Genomic DNA, 17346 nt, shown 5'->3' with positions numbered 1-17346 from the left:
TCGCTAAGCAGCCGCCGCTATCTCGTCTTCCTCTTTCGCATTGCTGACGCGCGCTCCGACCCACCAGGCGATCTCCACCAGCACGATGCCGATCGCACCGCAGATGATCGCCGCGACGGTGACGTCGACGTTCGTCGGATCGAGCCGGAAGAACTCGCGCGTGACCGGCAGGCCGAAGAGCACCAGGTACCCGACGACCGAGCCGGCGACGAGCAGCACCTTCCACCAGACGTACGGGCGGGCGACGATTGCCAGCACCCAGACGGCGATCATGATCAGCGTGATCAATGCGGCGGTGCCGGCCTGGATGACCTGTTCGTCAGTCGCATTCGGACCCGCGTAGGCAATGAGGTACGACACGAACGTCGCGATGCCGATGACGAGACCCGAGGGGATCGCGAGGCGCATCACCCGGGGCACGAACCCGGTCCGGGCGCGCTCGTTGTTCGGTGCGAGCGACAGAATGAACGCGGGAATGCCGATGGTGAACCAGGCCGCGATGGTGACGTGGCGCGGCAGGAACGGATAGGGAATCGGGTCGAATCCGAACACCTGCGAAAGCACGCCGGCGATACCGATCAAGAATGCGAGCAGCACCGAGTAGACGGTTTTCGTGAGGAACAGGTTGGAGACCCGTTCGATGTTGCCGATGACGCGGCGGCCCTCGCCGACCACGTACGGCAGCGTCGCGAATTTGTTGTCCAGCAACACGATCTGAGCAACGGCGCGGGTTGCGGGACTGCCGCTACCCATCGAGACGCCGATGTCCGCGTCCTTGAGTGCGAGGACGTCGTTGACGCCGTCGCCGGTCATCGCGACCGTATGCCCGCGCGATTGCAACGCGCCGACCATCTCGCGCTTCTGATCGGGACGAACACGGCCGAACGTCGTCGAGCCGTCCAGGACGTCGGCGAGCAATTCCTGTTCGGACGGTAGGTTGCGTGCATCGATCGGGCGGTCGCCGCCCGGCAGTCCGAGCGACCCTGCGACCGCGCCGACCGAGACTGCGTTGTCACCGGAGATGACCTTTACCGAAACCTTCTGGCTGGCAAAGTATTCGAGAGTCGATCGCGCATCGGGGCGCACTCGTTGTTCGAGGACGACCAACGCCTCCGGAGTGACCACGCCCGGCGCGTCCGGCGCGTCGACGGACCGGTCGCTGCTGCCGAGCAGCAGCACACGAAGTCCCGCCGAACCGATCTCCTCGGCGTCACGCGCGATGTCGGATTGCGGGTCGAGCAGGACGTCGGGTGCACCGAGGAGCCAGTTCCCGTTCGCGCCGTAGGAGAGCCCGCTCCATTTCTTCGCCGACGAGAACGGCGCGACCGCAGTCTGTTCCCAGCCGGGGCTCTCCGGGAACGCTTCGCCGAGCGCCTGCACGCTCGCATTCGGTCTGGGATCGTCGGCTGCCATCGCTGCGATCGCCTGCTGCAAGGGGAGCGGATCGGTGGCCGGGTCGGCCAATTTCAGCTCGGACAGCCGCATGCCGTTCTCGGTGAGCGTGCCGGTCTTGTCGGCGCAGACGACGTCGACGCGCGCCAGACCTTCGATCGCGGGAAGTTCCTGCACCAGGCATTGCCGTTTGCCCAGGCGGACCACGCCGACCGCAAAAGCGATCGAGGTCATCAGCACGAGGCCCTCGGGGACCATGGGCACGAGCGCGGCAACCATGCCGTTGATCGCGGGCCGCCACGACTGCCCGCTCGAGAACAGCTGGTTGTAGACGATCAGCAAACCGGCCGGAACCATCAGGTAGGTGATGAACTTCAGGATGCTGTTGATGCCGCTCTGCAGATCCGAGTGGACCAGCGTGAACTTGCTGGCCTCTTGCGCCAACTTGGCCGCGTAGGCATCCGCGCCGACCTTCGTCGCCCGGTACGCACCGCTGCCCGCAACCACGTAGCTGCCGGAAAGGACTTCGGCACCAGGCTCTTTCAGCACCGCGTCGGCCTCGCCGGTCAGCAGCGACTCGTCGACCTCGAGGTTGGCCGACTCGATGACGCCGCCGTCGACGACGATCTGGTCACCCGGGCCGAGTTCGATCACGTCGTCGAGCACGACCTCCTTCGGTGCGACCGCGTTCGCCACGCCGTCCCGCCGCACCACCGGCTTCGCCTGGCTCACGATTGCCAGCTTGTCGAGCGTTCGCTTCGCGCGGATCTCCTGGATCATGCCGATGCCACTGTTCGCGACGATGAGCAGTCCGAACATGCCGTCGACGATCGAGCCGGTCAGCAGCACGAGAACGAACAGCACACCCAGGATCGCGTTGATACGCGTGAGCACGTTGGCGCGAACGATGTCCTTGACCGAACGACTCGCCCGATCCGGGACGTCGTTGGTCAGTCCGTCCTTTCGTCGCTGGTCGACCTCTGCAGCAGTGAGCCCGGTGACGCGCGGGTGGGTGTCGATCGACATGCTCCAGAGCGTAGGCGCAACCGCTGACAAAAGGTGCCGGGACCGGATCGCTACTGTCGACCCGTGAACCAGACCGAGCGGGCACCGGCTCCTGCCGGCCTCGGGTTCGGCGCGGGCGCCTTTCTGCTGTGGGGGCTGTTTCCCGCATTCTTCGGATTGCTCGACTTCGCCGGTCCGCTCGAGGTGCTCGCGCATCGGGTGGTGTGGACGTTGGCAGTCATGTTGGTCGTGATGTCCGTCGCCGGGCGGCTACGCGGACTACGCGGAATGGGCTTGCGCACCTGGCTGCTGGTCGCCGCGGCGTCGGCCGCGATCTCGATCAACTGGGGTGTCTACGTCTACGGCGTCACGACCGATCAGGTCGTGCAATGCGCGCTCGGTTACTTCATCAATCCGCTGGTGAGCGTGCTTCTCGGCGTGGTGATCTTCCGGGAACGCCTGAACAGGGCGCAGTTCGCCGCAATCGGGCTCGCGGTCACCGCGGTCGTGGTCCTGACGGTCGACTACGGCAGGCCGCCGTGGATCGCACTCACGCTGGCGTGTTCGTTCGCGACGTACGGTCTGGTCAAGAAGGTCGTCCCGCTCGACCCGCTGCGCAGTTTGACGGCCGAGGGACTGGTTGCGGTGCCGGTGGCGCTCGTCTACCTGGCGGCGATCGGCGCAACGGGCGATGGTTCGTTCGTGGCCGACGGCACGGGCCGGACGCTGCTGCTGCTGGCCTGCGGACCGATCACGACGCTCCCGCTTTTGTTGTTCGGTGCTGCCGCGCAACGACTTCCGCTGGTCACGATGGGCATCATCCAGTATTTGACGCCGGCGTTGCAGATGGCGTGGGGCGTCGCGATCGTGCACGAGGACATGCCGGCGTCGCGCTGGATCGGGTTCGTCTTGATCTGGTTTGCGCTGGCGGTCTTCACAACGGATATGGTCCGCAGAGTTCGGCGACGCAGCGGCAGTGCAGCGAAAGGCGAGGTAGCAAGGTGAGTACGCGAAAGATGAACCCGGTCGTCTGGCAGCCACCGGCCGCGACCCCGCGAGCACGCGAGACGAGCAGCAGGCCGCCGATGCCGCCGATCCGGCGAATCGAGTTGCCCGCCGCGGGGCCGGAGGACGTGACCTTCGACGCCGAAGGTCGCGTGCTGACCGGGACCGCGGACGGCCGCATCTTCCGACTCGACCCGGCAGCCGACACGATCGAGGAACTGGCGAACACGGGCGGCCGCCCGTTGGGAATGAAGGTCCGCCCCGACGGCTCCCTGCTCGTCTGCGACTCCGTACGCGGCTTGCTGACGGTGAATCCCGAAACCGGAAGCGCGGACGTTCTGGTCGGCGAGGTCGACGACGTACCCCTGAATTTCGCGAGCAACGTGGTCGTCGCGCGCGATGGCACCGTCTACTTCAGCGCGTCGACGCGGCACTACCCGATCGAGGAGTGGAAAGCGTCGGTCGTCGAGCACGAAGCGAGCGGACGATTGTTCCGGCTCACCACCGACGGGCAACTCGAGACGCTGCTCGACAATGTGCAGTTTGCAAACGGGATCGCGCTGTCGGCCGACGAGTCGTTCATCCTCGTGGTCGAGTCGGGTGCGTACCGCTTGACGCGCGTGTGGCTCACGGGTCCGCGTGCCGGCGAAAGCGAAGTCTTCGTCGACAACCTCCCGGGCGGCCCCGACAACATGGCTCTGGGCAGCGACGGTCTGTTCTGGGTGTCGCTCTGCGCACCGCGCAATGCGGTGCTCGACAAACTGCTGCCGCTGCCCGGAGTCATCCGCAAGATCTTGTGGATGCTGCCGGATTGGACGCAACCCAAGCCTGCGCGAACTGTGTGGATCGTCGGCCTCGACAACGATGGCAACATCGTGCGCGACCTCCAGCAACCAGGTGAGTCCTACTCCATGGTGACGAGCGTCTGTGAGCGCGATGGGGTCTTCTACCTCGGCAGTCTCGAAGAAAGCGCGGTCGCGACCTTCAGCGTGAAGTAGCCCGTTCGCAACCACTTCTGTCACAGTTGTCACTGCGCCGCGAGCCTCCAATTCGTGTCGGTGCCAACGCCTATGCTCAGTGAACTTCCGCCGTCGAGAGGAAACCGTGGCTGACTCGTTCGTCCACCTGCACAATCACACCGAGTACTCGATGCTCGATGGTGCGGCCAAGATCTCGCCCCTGTTCAAGGAGGCGCAGCGGCTCGGAATGGACGCTGTCGGCATGACCGACCACGGCAACATGTACGGCGCGTCGGAGTTCTACAACTCGGCGGTCAAGCACGGCATCAAGCCGATCATCGGGATCGAGGCCTACATCGCGCCGGCGTCGCGTTTCGAAACGAAACGCGTCTTGTGGGGCGATCGCAGCCAGAAGTCCGACGACGTCTCCGGTAGCGGCTCCTACACGCACATGACGATGGTCGCGCGGAATGCCACGGGCCTGCGCAACCTGTTCAAGTTGTCCTCGCTCGCGTCGCTCGAAGGCCAGTTGGGCAAGTGGGCCCGCATGGACGAGGAGATCATCGCGCAGTACGCAGAGGGCATCATCGCGACGACGGGGTGCCCGTCCGGCGAGGTCCAGACGCGGTTGCGGCTCGGCCACGACCGGGAGGCGCTCGAGGCCGCTGCGAAATGGCAGGAGATCTTCGGCAAGGAGAACTTCTTCCTCGAGGTCATGGATCACGGGCTCTCGATCGAACGCCGCGTGCGCGAGGGCCTGCTCGACATCGGCAAGACGCTCGACATCGCGCCGCTCGCGACGAACGATTGTCACTACGTCACCAAAGACGCTGCCGAGAACCACGAGGCGTTGCTCTGTATCCAGACCGGTAAGACCCTGTCCGACCCGACCCGCTTCAAGTTCGACGGCGACGGCTACTACTTGAAGTCGGCTGCCGAGATGCGCGCCATCTGGGACGACCAGGTACCCGGCGCGTGCGATTCGTCGTTGCTGATCGCCGAGCGCGTCGAGTCCTACGCCGACGTGTGGGAGCATCGCGATCGCATGCCGGTGTTCCCGGTTCCGGCCGGCGAGGACCAGGATTCGTGGCTGCGCAAGGAGGTCGACCGCGGGCTGGAGCGCCGGTTCCCCGACGGCGTGCCGGACGACTACTACACGCGCGCCTACTTCGAACTCGACGTCATCAAGCAAAAGGGTTTCCCCGCATACTTCCTCGTGGTCGGCGACCTCGTGTCGCACGCGAAGGAGGTCGGCATCCGGGTCGGTCCGGGTCGTGGCTCCGCCGCTGGCTCGCTCGTCGCATACGCGCTGGGTATCACCAACATCGACCCGATTCCGCACGGCCTGCTGTTCGAGCGCTTCCTGAACCCGGAACGTCCGTCCGCACCCGATATCGATATCGACTTCGACGATCGCCGCCGCGGTGAGATGGTCCGCTACGCGACCGAGAAGTGGGGTAGCGACCGGGTCGCGCAGGTCATCACGTTCGGCACCATCAAGACGAAGGCCGCGATCAAGGACTCCGCGCGAGTGCAGTTCGGCCAGCCGGGCTTCGCGATCGCCGACCAGATCACGAAGGCGCTTCCGCCGCCGATCATGGCGAAGGACATCTCGGTTTCGGGTATCACCGATCCGAGTCACGAGCGGTACAAGGAAGCCGTCGAGGTCCGGGCGCTCATCGATTCCAATCCGGACGTCGCGAAGATCTACAAGACGGCTCGCGGCCTGGAAGGCCTGATTCGCAACGCGGGCGTCCACGCCTGCGCGGTCATCATGTCCTCCGAGCCCCTGATGGACGCGATTCCGGTATGGAAGCGAGCGCAGGACGGCGCGATCATCACCGGCTGGGACTACCCGTCATGCGAGGCCATCGGCCTGCTGAAGATGGACTTCCTGGGTCTGCGCAACCTCACCGTCATCGGTGACGCGATCGACAACATCAAGACCAACCGGGGTGTCGAGATCGATCTCGACACACTGCCGCTGGAAGATCCGGCGACCTACGAATTGCTTTCGCGCGGAGACACTCTCGGTGTGTTCCAGCTCGACGGCGGACCGATGCGCGACCTCCTGCGCCGCATGCAGCCGACCGGCTTCAACGACATCGTGGCCGTGCTTGCGCTGTACCGCCCGGGCCCGATGGGCATGAACGCGCACAACGACTACGCGGACCGCAAGAACAACCGCCAGCCGATCACACCGATCCATCCCGAACTCGAAGAGCCACTCAAGGACATCCTCTCGGAGACGTACGGCCTCATCGTCTACCAAGAGCAGATCATGTTCATCGCCCAGAAGGTCGCCGGCTACTCGATGGGCAAGGCCGACGCGCTCCGCAAGGCCATGGGTAAGAAGAAGCTCGAGGTCCTCGAAGCCGAGTACAAGGGCTTCCACGCAGGCATGATGACCAACGGTTTCTCCGAGGCTGCGGTGAAGGCGTTGTGGGACACCATCCTTCCGTTCGCCGGGTATGCGTTCAACAAGTCGCACGCTGCCGGGTACGGCCTGGTGTCCTTCTGGACGGCCTACCTCAAGGCGAACTACCCGGGCGAGTACATGGCCGGGCTGCTGACCAGTGTCGGCGACGACAAGGACAAGGCGGCGGTCTATCTCGCAGACTGCCGGCGACTCGGCATCACGGTGCTGCCGCCGGATGTGAACGAGTCGGAACTCAACTTCGCCTCGGTCGGCACCGACATCCGGTTCGGGCTCGGTGCGGTTCGCAACGTGGGTTCGAACGTCGTCGCCTCGATCATCCAGGCTCGCAAGGACAAGTCCAAGTTCACCGACTTCTCCGATTACCTCAACAAGATCGATGCGATCGCGTGCAGCAAGAAAGTCACGGAATCGCTGATCAAGGCTGGTGGCTTCGATTCACTCGGGCATCCGCGCAAGGGACTGCTCCTGATTCACAGCGATGCCATCGACTCGGTCATGAGCACGAAGAAAGCCGAGGCGATCGGGCAGTTCGATCTCTTCGGCGGTGCCGATGCCGACGAGTCGATCAACTCCGTGTTCAACGTCAGGGTCCCGGAGGAGGAGTGGGAGCCCAAGCACAAGCTGGCGCTGGAACGCGAGATGCTCGGCCTCTACGTGTCCGGGCATCCGCTCAACGGCATCGAGCATGTGCTGGCCGCGCAGGCAGATACCCAGATCCCCGCGATCCTGGAAGGCGACATCAAGGACGGCGCGCAGGTCGTCGTCGGCGGAATCCTCGCGTCCGTCAACCGCCGCATCAACAAGAACGGTCTGACGTGGGCCTCTGCTCAGATCGAAGATTTGGTGGGCAGCATCGAGGTGCTCTTCTTCCCGCAGGCCTACTCGGTGTACGGGATGGACATCACCGAGGACACGGTTGTGTTGGTGAAAGCTCGCGTGTCGGTTCGCGACGACCGGGTTTCGCTGATCGCGAACGATCTTGCCGTTCCCGATCTTTCGGCTGTAGGCGTGGCGAAGCCCGTGGCGGTCAGTATTCCGACCCGTGTGTGCACCGAGGACAAGGTGAGGGCGCTGAAGAAAATTCTCGCGAGTCACCCGGGAACCGCCGACGTGCACGTGCGGCTGATCAGCAACAGCAAGACGACGATGTACAAGCTGGACGACAGCTTGCGGGTAACCCCGTCGTCCGCGCTGATGGGAGATTTGAAGGCCCTACTGGGCCCCGCGTGCCTGACGGTCTGAGCGGAGGGTACCGGCGACCCAGAACGCAGCACAGACTGTGGCGCCGGCCAGTACCGCGACCTGCATCGATCCGAGGAGCAGAGCAAGCAGAAAGACGATCGAGCCGAGGGCGACGGCCTCGAGTTTGAAGACGGGCCAGGCAGTACCGGCGATGTCCACAACAGCCATGTGTTCAGGGTATACGGAACACAGAATTCGGTCTACCGAACATTCCACATTGGTGACCCGATGCACGAGGCGGGAATCATGTCGCATTCGGTGTCGTTGCTAACGATATGGCCTTGATCGGAGAATACGTCCCCAGCCCGAGCGACTTTGCACGTGAGCAGGTCGAGCGCTTCGAAGCCACGAACGGCACCGAAGCGAACACGATGAAAGGTGTTCCGATCATCGTGCTCACGACCAAAGGCGCGAAATCGGGCGCCCTGCGTAAAACGCCGTTGATGCGAGTCGAGCATGATGGCGAATACGCCGTGGTGGCCTCGCTCGGTGGGGCGCCCAAGCATCCCGTCTGGTATCACAACGTCGTCGCTCACCCCATCGTCGAACTTCAGGACGGCAAGACCAAACGTGAGTACATCGCGCGCGAAGTGCATGGTGCCGAGAAGGCGCAGTGGTGGACGCGTTCTGTGGCCGTCTGGCCTGATTACGCCAATTACCAGAAGAAGACGACCCGCGAGATCCCGGTCTTCGTATTGACACCGCGGTAACCCAGTTGACCGGACACACCCCTGGGGTGGCAGCATTGGGCGGTGTCCTCTTCTTCGCATCACGTCGCTGACCTGCACGATTCTCTCGCCGCGCTGACCGCGGACGATATCGATGCTGCCGCCAAGCGAATTGGTGACGTGATTGCCGCGACCCCGCTGCAGCGCAGCGACCGGCTGTCGGCAGCGACGGGTGCAAACGTCTACCTGAAGCGCGAAGACCTGCAAGTTGTGCGGTCCTACAAGCTCCGCGGGGCCTACAACCTGATCGTGCAACTCACCGCCGCTGAGCGTGCAGCCGGCGTCGTCGCTGCGAGTGCCGGCAATCACGCGCAAGGTGTCGCGTTTGCGTGCCGCGCTATGGGGATCGTCGGGCGGATCTACGTGCCGACCAACACGCCGAAGCAGAAGCGCGACCGGATCAAGGTTCACGGTCAGGAGTTCGTCGAGCTGATCGCAGTCGGCACAACCTATGACGCCGCGGCGGCGGCCGCGGCCGACGACGTTGCCCGCACCGGCGCGACGATGGTGCCGCCGTTCGACGACGTCCGGACTGCGGCCGGGCAGGGCACGATCGCCGCAGAAATTCTTGCGCAACTCGACGAGTCGCCCGACACCGTGATCGTTCCGGTCGGCGGCGGCGGTTGTATTGCGGGCGTCGCGACGTACCTGCACGAGCGCGCCCCGCGAGCCACGATCGTCGGCGTGGAACCGGCGGGCGCGGCATCCATGACGGCAGCCCTCGTTGCGGGCGGGCCGGTGACCTTGCCGGAGATCGACCCGTTCGTCGACGGCGCCGCAGTCCGGCGCATCGGTGACGTACCGTTCGCAGCGCTGACCCGACTCGGCGCGCGGGCGATGTCGCACGGATCGCTGCCACTGGTCTTTTCCACCGAGTCGAAGATCGACAAGGGCGAGTTCGCGATGATGCACATCGACGAAGGTGCGATCTGCACCGCGATGCTCGAGCTCTATCAGAACGAAGGCATCATCGCTGAGCCCGCCGGCGCGCTGTCCGTGGCCGCGCTGCCGAGTGTGCATCTGGCGCCGGGATCGACGGTCGTGTGCCTCATCTCAGGCGGAAACAACGATGTTTCGCGCTACGGCGAGATCTTGGAACGGTCGCTCGTTCACCTCGGCCTCAAGCACTACTTCCTCGTCGACTTTCCGCAGGAACCCGGTGCGCTGCGCAGCTTCCTCGACCGAGTGCTCGGACCCGACGATGACATCACCCTGTTCGAGTACGTCAAGCGCAACAACAGGGAAACCGGTGCGGCCCTCGTCGGTGTCGAACTCGGCTCGGCCGACGGACTCAGTGGTTTGCTCGAGCGGATGAAGGTGTCGCGGATTCAGTGCGAACAACTCGAACCGGGTTCGCCCGCATACCGCTATCTGACCTGACCTGTGTCGAGCACCGCGAACGAGTGCCCAGGAATCGTTGTTGCAGCACCGGTTTCGTTCGGCGTCGGTGTGTCCCACCACAGCACCGGCTCGCCGCCGACCGGAACGACCACTGCGTCCGGGCCGAGATTGCACGCGATGCGAAAACGCCCGCGCCGCACGACGATCCAGCGCTCGTCCTCGTCGTAGTCGGCGCTCACCCCGGACAGCCACGGATCCGTGATGTCGGGTTGATCGCGACGGAACCGCAGCAGCGCGCGGTAGCAGTCGAGCAGCCGCGCGTGCTGTTCGGAATCGGTCTCTGCCCATTGGAGTTTCGACCGGGTGAAGGTCTCCGGATCCTGCGGGTCGGGGATATCTTCGCTATCCCAGCCGTGTGACTCGAACTCGGCTTTGCGGCCTTCTGCCGTAGCTATCGCCAGCTCGGGTTCCGGATGCGACGTGAAGAACTGAAACGGCGTCGATGCGCCCCATTCTTCGCCCATGAACAGCATGGGGGTGAACGGCGACGTCAGCACGAGCGCTGCCTTCACCGCCAATTGTCCTGTGCCGAGATATGTTCCGGGCCGATCGCCGATCGCCCGGTTGCCGATCTGGTCGTGCGTGCATGTGTAAGCCAGGAGCGAACTCGCGGGGATTCGGCGGACGTCTATCGGTCGACCGTGCAGTCGGCCGCGGAAACTCGAGTAGCTGCCGTCGTGAAAGAAGCCGTGTGTGAAGGTGTGCGCAAGACAGGACAGCGAACCGAAGTCTCCGTAGTAGCCTTGCCGCTCGCCGGAAACCGCTGCGTGGACCGCATGGTGCACGTCGTCGTCCCATTGAGCCTGCAGACCGTACCCGCCGGCGGACCGTGGTGAGATCAGCTTCTGATCGTTCAGATCGCTCTCTGCGATCAGGGTCAGCGGACGGCGCAGATGAGTGGCCAGTCGGAGCGATTCGACCGCCAACTCCTCGAGCACGTGCACCGCCGTGTGATCGGCGAGCGCGTGGACGGCATCCAAACGCAAAGCATCGATGTGAAATTCGCGAAACCAGCGCAGCGCATTCTGGATGATGTAGCGGCGGACCTCGCCCGACCCGTTTCCGGCGACGTTGATCGTTCGCCCCCAGGTGTTGGCACCTTCGGCCAGGTAGGTGCCGAAGCGGGGGAGGTAGTTGCCGGACGGGCCGAGATGGTTGTAGACGACGTCGAGGACGACTGCCAAGCCCCGCGCGTGGCAGGCGTCGACGAATCGTTGCAGTCCGTCCGGTCCGCCGTAGGGCTCGTGCACCGCGTACCAGAGCACGCCGTCGTAGCCCCAGTTGTGCGTGCCGTTGAACGCGTTGACCGGCATCACCTCGACGAACGTCACGCCGAGGTCGACGAGGTAGTCGAGCCGTTCGATCGCAGCGTCGAAAGTGCCTGCGGAGGTGAAAGTCCCGATGTGCAACTCGTAGACGACGCCACCGGCGAGTTGTCGGCCGGTCCAGCCCGAATCGGTCCATGCGCTCGTGTCGAGCGCGTGTAATTGCGACGGTTCGTGAACGCCGTCGGGTTGTCGTGGCGATCGTGGGTCCGGGAGCACGGTGTCGTCGTCATCGAGCACGAACCCGTAACGCGCATCCGGTCGCGCCTCGACCTCCGCGCGCCACCAGCCTCCGGCAGCCCTCGTCATAGCGTGCAGTTCGCCGTCCACCGACAGTCGAACGTCTTTCGGATTCGGCGCCCATACCTCGAACAGATGCGTGGAACTCACGTTGCCCAGCATGCCCTATCCGCCGCTAATCCATCGCGAGGAACGATCCGGCGACGCCGATGTAGATCAGCATCGCAACGAACAACGCCCAACCTGCGGCATGCCACATCCGCCACTCGTTCTTGTGGCGCCACACCTGGTACGTGCGGACGAACGCGCCGAGTGCGCCGAGCAGGAACAACGAGGTCGGCACAAGGGTCACGACGTAGCGCGCAGTTTCGTGGCACTCGAAATATGTTTCGTCGGTACCGCATTCGCCACCCGCGCCAGCGACCAGTCCGACGGTGACCAGCAACGCGAGGATGGCGAGCGTGACTACGGTGATCGTGTAGATCTGCGCATTTCGGGCGGTTCTTCGACGGCTGTCCACCGCGCCGTAGGGAGTACTCACCGGGCAGCCATACCCGGTCGGCGCGGTGGGCAAACGTCGCTTTCTACTCCGCTTCGACCGCCTTCTTGATCCGTTCGGCGAATGCGGGAGCATCCTTCGCGGCGGCCTTGCGCGCGAACCCGACGAGCAATTTGCCGACACCGTGACCAGCGAACGAGTTGAAGATCGTGACCCGGGTCTGGGTCGGACTGATCTCCTCGAGGTCGTAACCGCCCTCGGGGACGGTGATGTTGTTCTTGGACCGTTCCGACCAGCGAATCGTTGTCGGAGCCTCGAATCCGACGAGTTCGAACTCCCGGTCGCTCTTCAGCCCGGCGTCCTTTGCCTTACTGACGAACACGGTTCCGAGCCCCGGTGGGCCATCGGTCTTCTTGACGATTTCGAGGATGCGCGGGCTGAACTTCGGATCGTTCGTCCCCGCGGCGAGAAAGGCGAAGACTTCGGCGATCGGCCGATCGACCACTGCGGTACCGCTGAATTGGCCAGGCATGCAATCTCCTAAAGGGTCGTTTCCCCCGGGCAAGAGTGTATAACCGCCAACCCGGTGACGGTGGGTCAGCGAACGAGCAATGCGACCGGCAAGTGCGCGAAGAGTTGGTCCGGGGCGACCTGCCCGGAATACGTCGTGTTGGCCAGTCGGTCGGTCCAGACCCCGTCCGGGAGGGTGAGAACCGTATCGCCCCAGCCATTTTCGGCGACGGCGGCAGTGTGCCGAATCGCGAGCGCGATGACCTCCGAAGCGCCGCCCTCGCGTCCACGGGCGAAGCCGATGATTCGATCGGCAGCAGTTCCGGCCGCGTAGATGGGCGTATAGGTACCGCCGACGAAGCAGTCCGGCCTTTCGCGCCGCAGCCACAGCGAATGCGCGACGACCCACATTTTGGCCACGCCGGTCTCGTCGACCTCGTGCGCTTGAGACAACGAAGCGAGCATCTCGCGCCGGATGTCGAAATCGACCAGCCGCCGGTTGTCGGGATCTACGAGGGTGTCCTCCCACAGTTCGGTGCCCTGATAGATGTCCGGAATGCCGGGACCGCAGAGCTGTAACAGCTTCTGGCCCAGCGAGATTGCCCAGCCGTGTGGTGCGAGCTCGCTCACCAGGTCGGCGATCGACTCGCCGACGGCGCCGTCGACGACGGTGTCGATCCACGCGTGCACCGCGTCTTCGAAGTCCGGCTCCACTGCTGCCCAACTCGTGTGGACGCCTGCTTCGCGAATCGCTTTCTCCGCATAGGCGTGCAGGCGGTCGCGTATCTTGCCGGCGTCCGGCTCGTCGACCGGCCAGATTCCGAACATGTTCTGCCACAGGAACAATCCAGTCGCACGGTCGGGGCTCGGTGCGAGCTCTTCCCATTGGACGACGCTCGACGACCACCGCTTCGGCACCTGGGACAGCACGCTGATCCGCGACCGCACATCCTCGCCGCGCTTGGTGTCGTGCGTCGACAGCGTCGTCATCGAGCGGGGCCAGCGCCGCACGCGTTCGGCGTTGGATAGGTGGAATTCGTTGGGGGAGTAGCCGAATCGTCCAGGGTTGCCGCCGACCTCCTGCAGGCTGACGAGGCGTGCCGTGCGATAGAACAAGCAGTCTTCGACGCCCTTCGCCGTGACTGCACCGGTCAGTTGCTGTAGCCGTCGCGCGGACTCACCACGAAGGGCCAGCGCCGAAACGAGCACGGCGAGCGGTCCCGCAAGGTCGGGATCCCGCTTCTCGACGTCCCCGACGACGCGGCCGATGGTTCCCGACAGCACCGCGTAGTCGCTGCGATAGACGGGCGTTGCGGCAATGACTTCGGTGACGGCGCGAGTCAGCGCCTCGACGTCGCAGTCGCTGCCCGTCTCGCGTGTGACTGCCGCGACGAGGCGGGCGATGTCTCCCGACAGATCCCCCTGTGCGACATCATTTTTCAGCATGCGTTCTGCGTCGTGGAGCCAGGCAGCGTCGCCGGCCGCGCCGGTGAGCAGTGTCGAGAGCCTTGTCAGCTCGGCCGCACCGTCCCGGTCGAGGAAAACGCCGCCGAGGTCGGCGAGCGCGTCGTAACCGGTTGTGCCGTCGATCGGCAACGTCGGGTCGAGCGGTTCACCGTCGGCGAGGATCTTCTCGATCACCAACCAGCGCTGCGGTCCGAGTACCTGACGAAGACGGGCCAGATAGCCTGCGGGATCGGCTAATCCGTCCGGATGATCGACGCGAATGCCGTCGATCAGATCGTGCTCGACCCAGGCCGAAATGTGCTGATGCGTCGCGTCGAACACGCGCGGATCTTCTTGCCTGATTGCTGCGAGGCTGTCGACGGCGAAGAACCGCCGATAGGTGCACATCCTGGCGCGCCAGTTCACGAGCCGGTAGGCCTGGCGGTCGTGGATCGCGAGTGGATTGCCCTTGTCGGTGCCGGGTGCAATCGGGAAACGCAGGTCACCGAACGCGAGCGTCGGCTCGGGACCGGATCGGTCGACCGACAGCGCTGCCGCATCGTTTTCGCCGTCGAGCACGGGGAGCGCAATGCGCCCACAGACTCCGTTTTCGGTTCGCCAGTCGATGTCGAAGAAGTCTGCGAAGGCCGACTGCCGACCGAACTTGAGGACATCCCACCACCAAGCGTTCTGTGTCGGGTCGCCGACGCCGACGTGGTTGGGCACGATGTCGATCACCAAACCCATACCCCGCGCGCGCAATTCGTCGGACAGCGCTTGCAACTCTTGGGTCCCGCCCAGTTCGGTCGAGACTGTCGTCGGGTCGGTGACGTCGTAGCCGTGTGTGGACCCGCGTGATGCCGTGAGGACGGGAGAGAGGTACAGGTGCGTGACGCCGAGCCGATTGAGGTAGTCGACCAACCGCCGTGCGTCGCTCAGCGTGAAGGCGTCGCCGCGCAGTTGCAGGCGATAGGTGCTACCGATCGGTGTCTTGCTCATGCGGTCCGCCGCAACACCAGCAGCGAGCGTCCCGCGACATTCACCGCTTCACCGGCCACTATGGTTCCCGTCCCTTTTCCTGTCGGCAAGGCCGTGTCCAATTCGACCGACCATTGAGAGGCATACACCGAATCCGGCGTTTCGAAACGTAGTTCTTCGTGATAGGCGTTGAAACACAGCAGGAAGGAATCGTCGAGTACGCGTTCGCCACGGTGATTCGGCGCCGCAATGCCGTTCCCGTTGAGGAACACGGCAAGTGATTTGCCGAATCCGCTGTCCCAGTCCTCCAGCGTCATTTCCTCGCCCGCGGGCGTCAGCCAGGCGATATCGCGTGACTGTTCACCGGTCCGGATGGGCTTGCCCTCGAAGAATCGGCGCCGCCGGAACACCGGGTGTTTGCGGCGCAGTGCGATCACGTTCCGCGTGAACTCGACGAGGTCGGCACCTGACTCGAGCATCGTCCAGTCCATCCACGCCAGCGGGGAGTCCTGGCAGTAGACGTTGTTGTTGCCGTTCTGCGTGCGCCCGAACTCGTCGCCGTGCGCGAGCATCGGGGTGCCTTGGCTGAGCATCAGGGTCGCCAGGATGTTCCGACTCTGCCGCGCGCGCAGTTCCAGAATCTCCGGATCGTCTGTCGGGCCTTCGACCCCACAGTTCCACGACCGGTTGTGGCTCTCGCCGTCCTTGTTGTCTTCACCGTTGGCTTCGTTGTGTTTCTCGTTGTAGGACACGAGGTCTCGCAGCGTGAACCCGTCATGTGCAATGACGAAGTTGATGCTTGCACCCGGCCGGCGTCCCGTCGCTTCGTAGAGATCCGACGATCCGGTCAGCCGAGATGCGAACTCGCCCAAAGTCGCCGGCTCCCCGCGCCAGTAGTCGCGGACCGTGTCGCGGTACTTGCCGTTCCATTCGGTCCACAGGCCCGGGAAGTTGCCGACCTGGTACCCGCCCTCGCCGACGTCCCATGGCTCGGCGATCAGCTTCACCTGGCTTACCACCGGATCTTGTTGCACCAGATCGAAGAACGCGGACAGTTTGTCGACGTCGTGCAGTTCGCGCGCCAAGGTCGACGCGAGGTCGAACCGGAACCCGTCGACGTGCATTTCCAGCACCCAGTATCGGAGCGAATCCATGATGAGCTGCAACGTATGTGGGTGCCGGACGTTGAGGCTGTTGCCGGTTCCGGTGTAGTCCATGTACTTCGCGGCGTCGCCGTCGACCAACCGGTAGTAGGCCGCGTTGTCGATGCCGCGGAAGCAGATCGTCGGACCTTCGTGATTGCCCTCGGCAGTGTGGTTGTAGACGACGTCGAGAATGACCTCGATACCTTCGGCGTGCAGTGCGCGGACCATCGCCTTGAACTCGGACACGGTCGCTCCCGGCTTGCGAGCGGACGCGTACTCGTTGTGCGGCGCAAGGAATCCGAAGGAGTTGTAGCCCCAATAGTTGCGCAGCCCCTGATCGACCAGGGTCTGATCCTGCATGAACTGGTGCACCGGCATCAGCTCGATCGCGGTGATTCCCAGCTCCTTCAGATAATCGATGACCACCGGATGTGCCAGTCCCGCATAGGTTCCGCGCAGGTCGGCAGGGATTCCGGGGTGAGTCATGGTGAGGCCCTTGACATGTGCCTCGTAGATGATCGTCTCGTGATACGGCCGCTTCGGTGCTCTGTCGGACTGCCAGTCGAAGAACGGGTTGATGACGACGGTGCTCATCGTGTGGTGGATCGAGTCCTCGCCGTAGGTGGTCAACGACGAATCTCCGTCGAAGACACCGTCGAATGCCTTGCCGTACGGGTCGAGCAGCAGTTTGCTCGGGTCGCACCGGAGGCCTGCGTCGGGGTCGTAGGGTCCGTGAATTCGCCATCCGTAGCGCTGACCGGGGACGACCGACGGGAGGTAGGCGTGCCAGACGAAGCTGTCGACCTCTTCGACCGGTACTCGGGTCTCGACGCCGTCCTTGGCGATAAGGCACAGTTCGACCTTCTCGGCGACCTCCGAGAACACCGAGAAGTTGGTGCCGGCTCCGTCGTAGGTAGCACCGAGCGGGTATGCCGTTCCGGGCCATACCGCCGGGGGCGGCGGCTCGGTTTTCGAAGTGTCGGGCGCGACCATTGCGTAACCCTATCGGTGCGCGTCGTACCGTCGTTGGC

General features: G+C 64.3%; 12 protein-coding genes. 5 read left to right on the top strand and 7 right to left on the bottom strand.

The window, feature by feature from the left end; genetic code table 11:
- Positions 1 to 3: 3 nt before the first annotated feature.
- Positions 4 to 2418, bottom strand: coding sequence for an HAD-IC family P-type ATPase (locus JGU72_RS00760; protein ID WP_199681858.1), 2415 nt, complete (start codon positions 2416 to 2418; stop codon positions 4 to 6).
- A 63-nt stretch (positions 2419 to 2481) separates the two neighbouring features.
- Between JGU72_RS00760 and rarD the strand changes: the two genes are divergently transcribed.
- The 3 genes from rarD to dnaE all read left to right on the top strand — a co-directional run bounded on the left by rarD (position 2482) and on the right by dnaE (position 8043).
- Positions 2482 to 3402 (top strand): EamA family transporter RarD, encoded by a 921-nt coding sequence (gene rarD / locus JGU72_RS00755; RefSeq protein ID WP_199681857.1) that lies wholly within the window; start codon positions 2482 to 2484, stop codon positions 3400 to 3402.
- Positions 3399 to 4400: an SMP-30/gluconolactonase/LRE family protein gene (locus JGU72_RS00750; RefSeq protein WP_307828250.1), complete on the top strand. Its 1002-nt coding sequence runs from the start codon at positions 3399 to 3401 to the stop codon at positions 4398 to 4400. The genes rarD and JGU72_RS00750 overlap by 4 nt, the downstream gene beginning before the upstream one ends.
- A gap of 106 nt (positions 4401 to 4506) precedes the next feature.
- Complete coding sequence (gene dnaE / locus JGU72_RS00745; protein ID WP_199681856.1) at positions 4507 to 8043, top strand: DNA polymerase III subunit alpha; 3537 nt, start codon at positions 4507 to 4509, stop codon at positions 8041 to 8043.
- On the opposite strand, the gene JGU72_RS00740 is transcribed toward dnaE, so the two are convergent.
- Positions 8014 to 8211: a hypothetical protein gene (locus tag JGU72_RS00740; RefSeq protein ID WP_199681855.1), complete on the bottom strand. Its 198-nt coding sequence runs from the start codon at positions 8209 to 8211 to the stop codon at positions 8014 to 8016. The genes dnaE and JGU72_RS00740 overlap by 30 nt on opposite strands.
- A 107-nt stretch (positions 8212 to 8318) precedes the next feature.
- Here JGU72_RS00740 and JGU72_RS00735 point away from each other — a divergent pair, with 107 nt between their 5' ends.
- Together JGU72_RS00735 and ilvA are read left to right on the top strand one after the other, a co-directional pair.
- Positions 8319 to 8753 (top strand): nitroreductase family deazaflavin-dependent oxidoreductase, encoded by a 435-nt coding sequence (locus tag JGU72_RS00735; RefSeq protein WP_199681854.1) that lies wholly within the window; start codon positions 8319 to 8321, stop codon positions 8751 to 8753.
- A 42-nt stretch (positions 8754 to 8795) separates the two neighbouring features.
- Complete coding sequence (gene ilvA / locus JGU72_RS00730) at positions 8796 to 10151, top strand: threonine ammonia-lyase IlvA (RefSeq protein ID WP_199681853.1); 1356 nt, start codon at positions 8796 to 8798, stop codon at positions 10149 to 10151.
- Here ilvA and treZ read toward each other — a convergent pair.
- The 5 genes from treZ to glgX form a co-directional block, all read right to left on the bottom strand.
- Positions 10139 to 11887, bottom strand: a complete 1749-nt coding sequence (gene treZ, locus JGU72_RS00725) for a malto-oligosyltrehalose trehalohydrolase (RefSeq protein ID WP_307828249.1) — start codon at positions 11885 to 11887, stop codon at positions 10139 to 10141. The two genes, ilvA and treZ, sit on opposite strands and share 13 nt — an antisense overlap.
- 25 nt (positions 11888 to 11912) lie before the next feature.
- A complete protein-coding gene (locus JGU72_RS00720; RefSeq protein ID WP_199681851.1) occupies positions 11913 to 12278 on the bottom strand; it encodes a hypothetical protein in 366 nt (121 codons plus the stop codon).
- A gap of 43 nt (positions 12279 to 12321) precedes the next feature.
- Positions 12322 to 12768, bottom strand: a complete 447-nt coding sequence (locus JGU72_RS00715) for an SRPBCC family protein (protein ID WP_199681850.1) — start codon at positions 12766 to 12768, stop codon at positions 12322 to 12324.
- A 65-nt stretch (positions 12769 to 12833) separates the two neighbouring features.
- Positions 12834 to 15191, bottom strand: a complete 2358-nt coding sequence (gene treY / locus JGU72_RS00710; RefSeq protein ID WP_199681849.1) for a malto-oligosyltrehalose synthase — start codon at positions 15189 to 15191, stop codon at positions 12834 to 12836.
- Entirely contained in the window at positions 15188 to 17308 is a 2121-nt protein-coding gene (gene glgX, locus JGU72_RS00705) for a glycogen debranching protein GlgX (RefSeq protein WP_199681848.1), read from the bottom strand. The genes treY and glgX overlap by 4 nt, the downstream gene beginning before the upstream one ends.
- Positions 17309 to 17346 lie beyond the last annotated feature (38 nt).

The sequence above is a fragment of the Antrihabitans auranticaus genome (assembly GCF_016481275.1).
In the GTDB taxonomy this organism is placed as follows: domain Bacteria; phylum Actinomycetota; class Actinomycetes; order Mycobacteriales; family Mycobacteriaceae; genus Antrihabitans.
This window is presented reverse-complemented; position numbering and strand designations above follow the sequence as displayed.

Excerpts from the sequence above, each read along its gene's own strand:
- JGU72_RS00760 (WP_199681858.1), bottom strand. The coding sequence starts at position 2,418 with ATGTCGATCGACACCCACCCGCGCGTCACCGGGCTCACTGCTGCAGAG.
- JGU72_RS00740 (WP_199681855.1), bottom strand. The coding sequence starts at position 8,211 with ATGGCTGTTGTGGACATCGCCGGTACTGCCTGGCCCGTCTTCAAACTC.
- JGU72_RS00735 (WP_199681854.1), top strand. The coding sequence starts at position 8,319 with ATGGCCTTGATCGGAGAATACGTCCCCAGCCCGAGCGACTTTGCACGT.
- JGU72_RS00715 (WP_199681850.1), bottom strand. The coding sequence starts at position 12,768 with ATGCCTGGCCAATTCAGCGGTACCGCAGTGGTCGATCGGCCGATCGCC.
- treY (WP_199681849.1), bottom strand. The coding sequence starts at position 15,191 with ATGAGCAAGACACCGATCGGTAGCACCTATCGCCTGCAACTGCGCGGC.
- glgX (WP_199681848.1), bottom strand. The coding sequence starts at position 17,308 with ATGGTCGCGCCCGACACTTCGAAAACCGAGCCGCCGCCCCCGGCGGTA.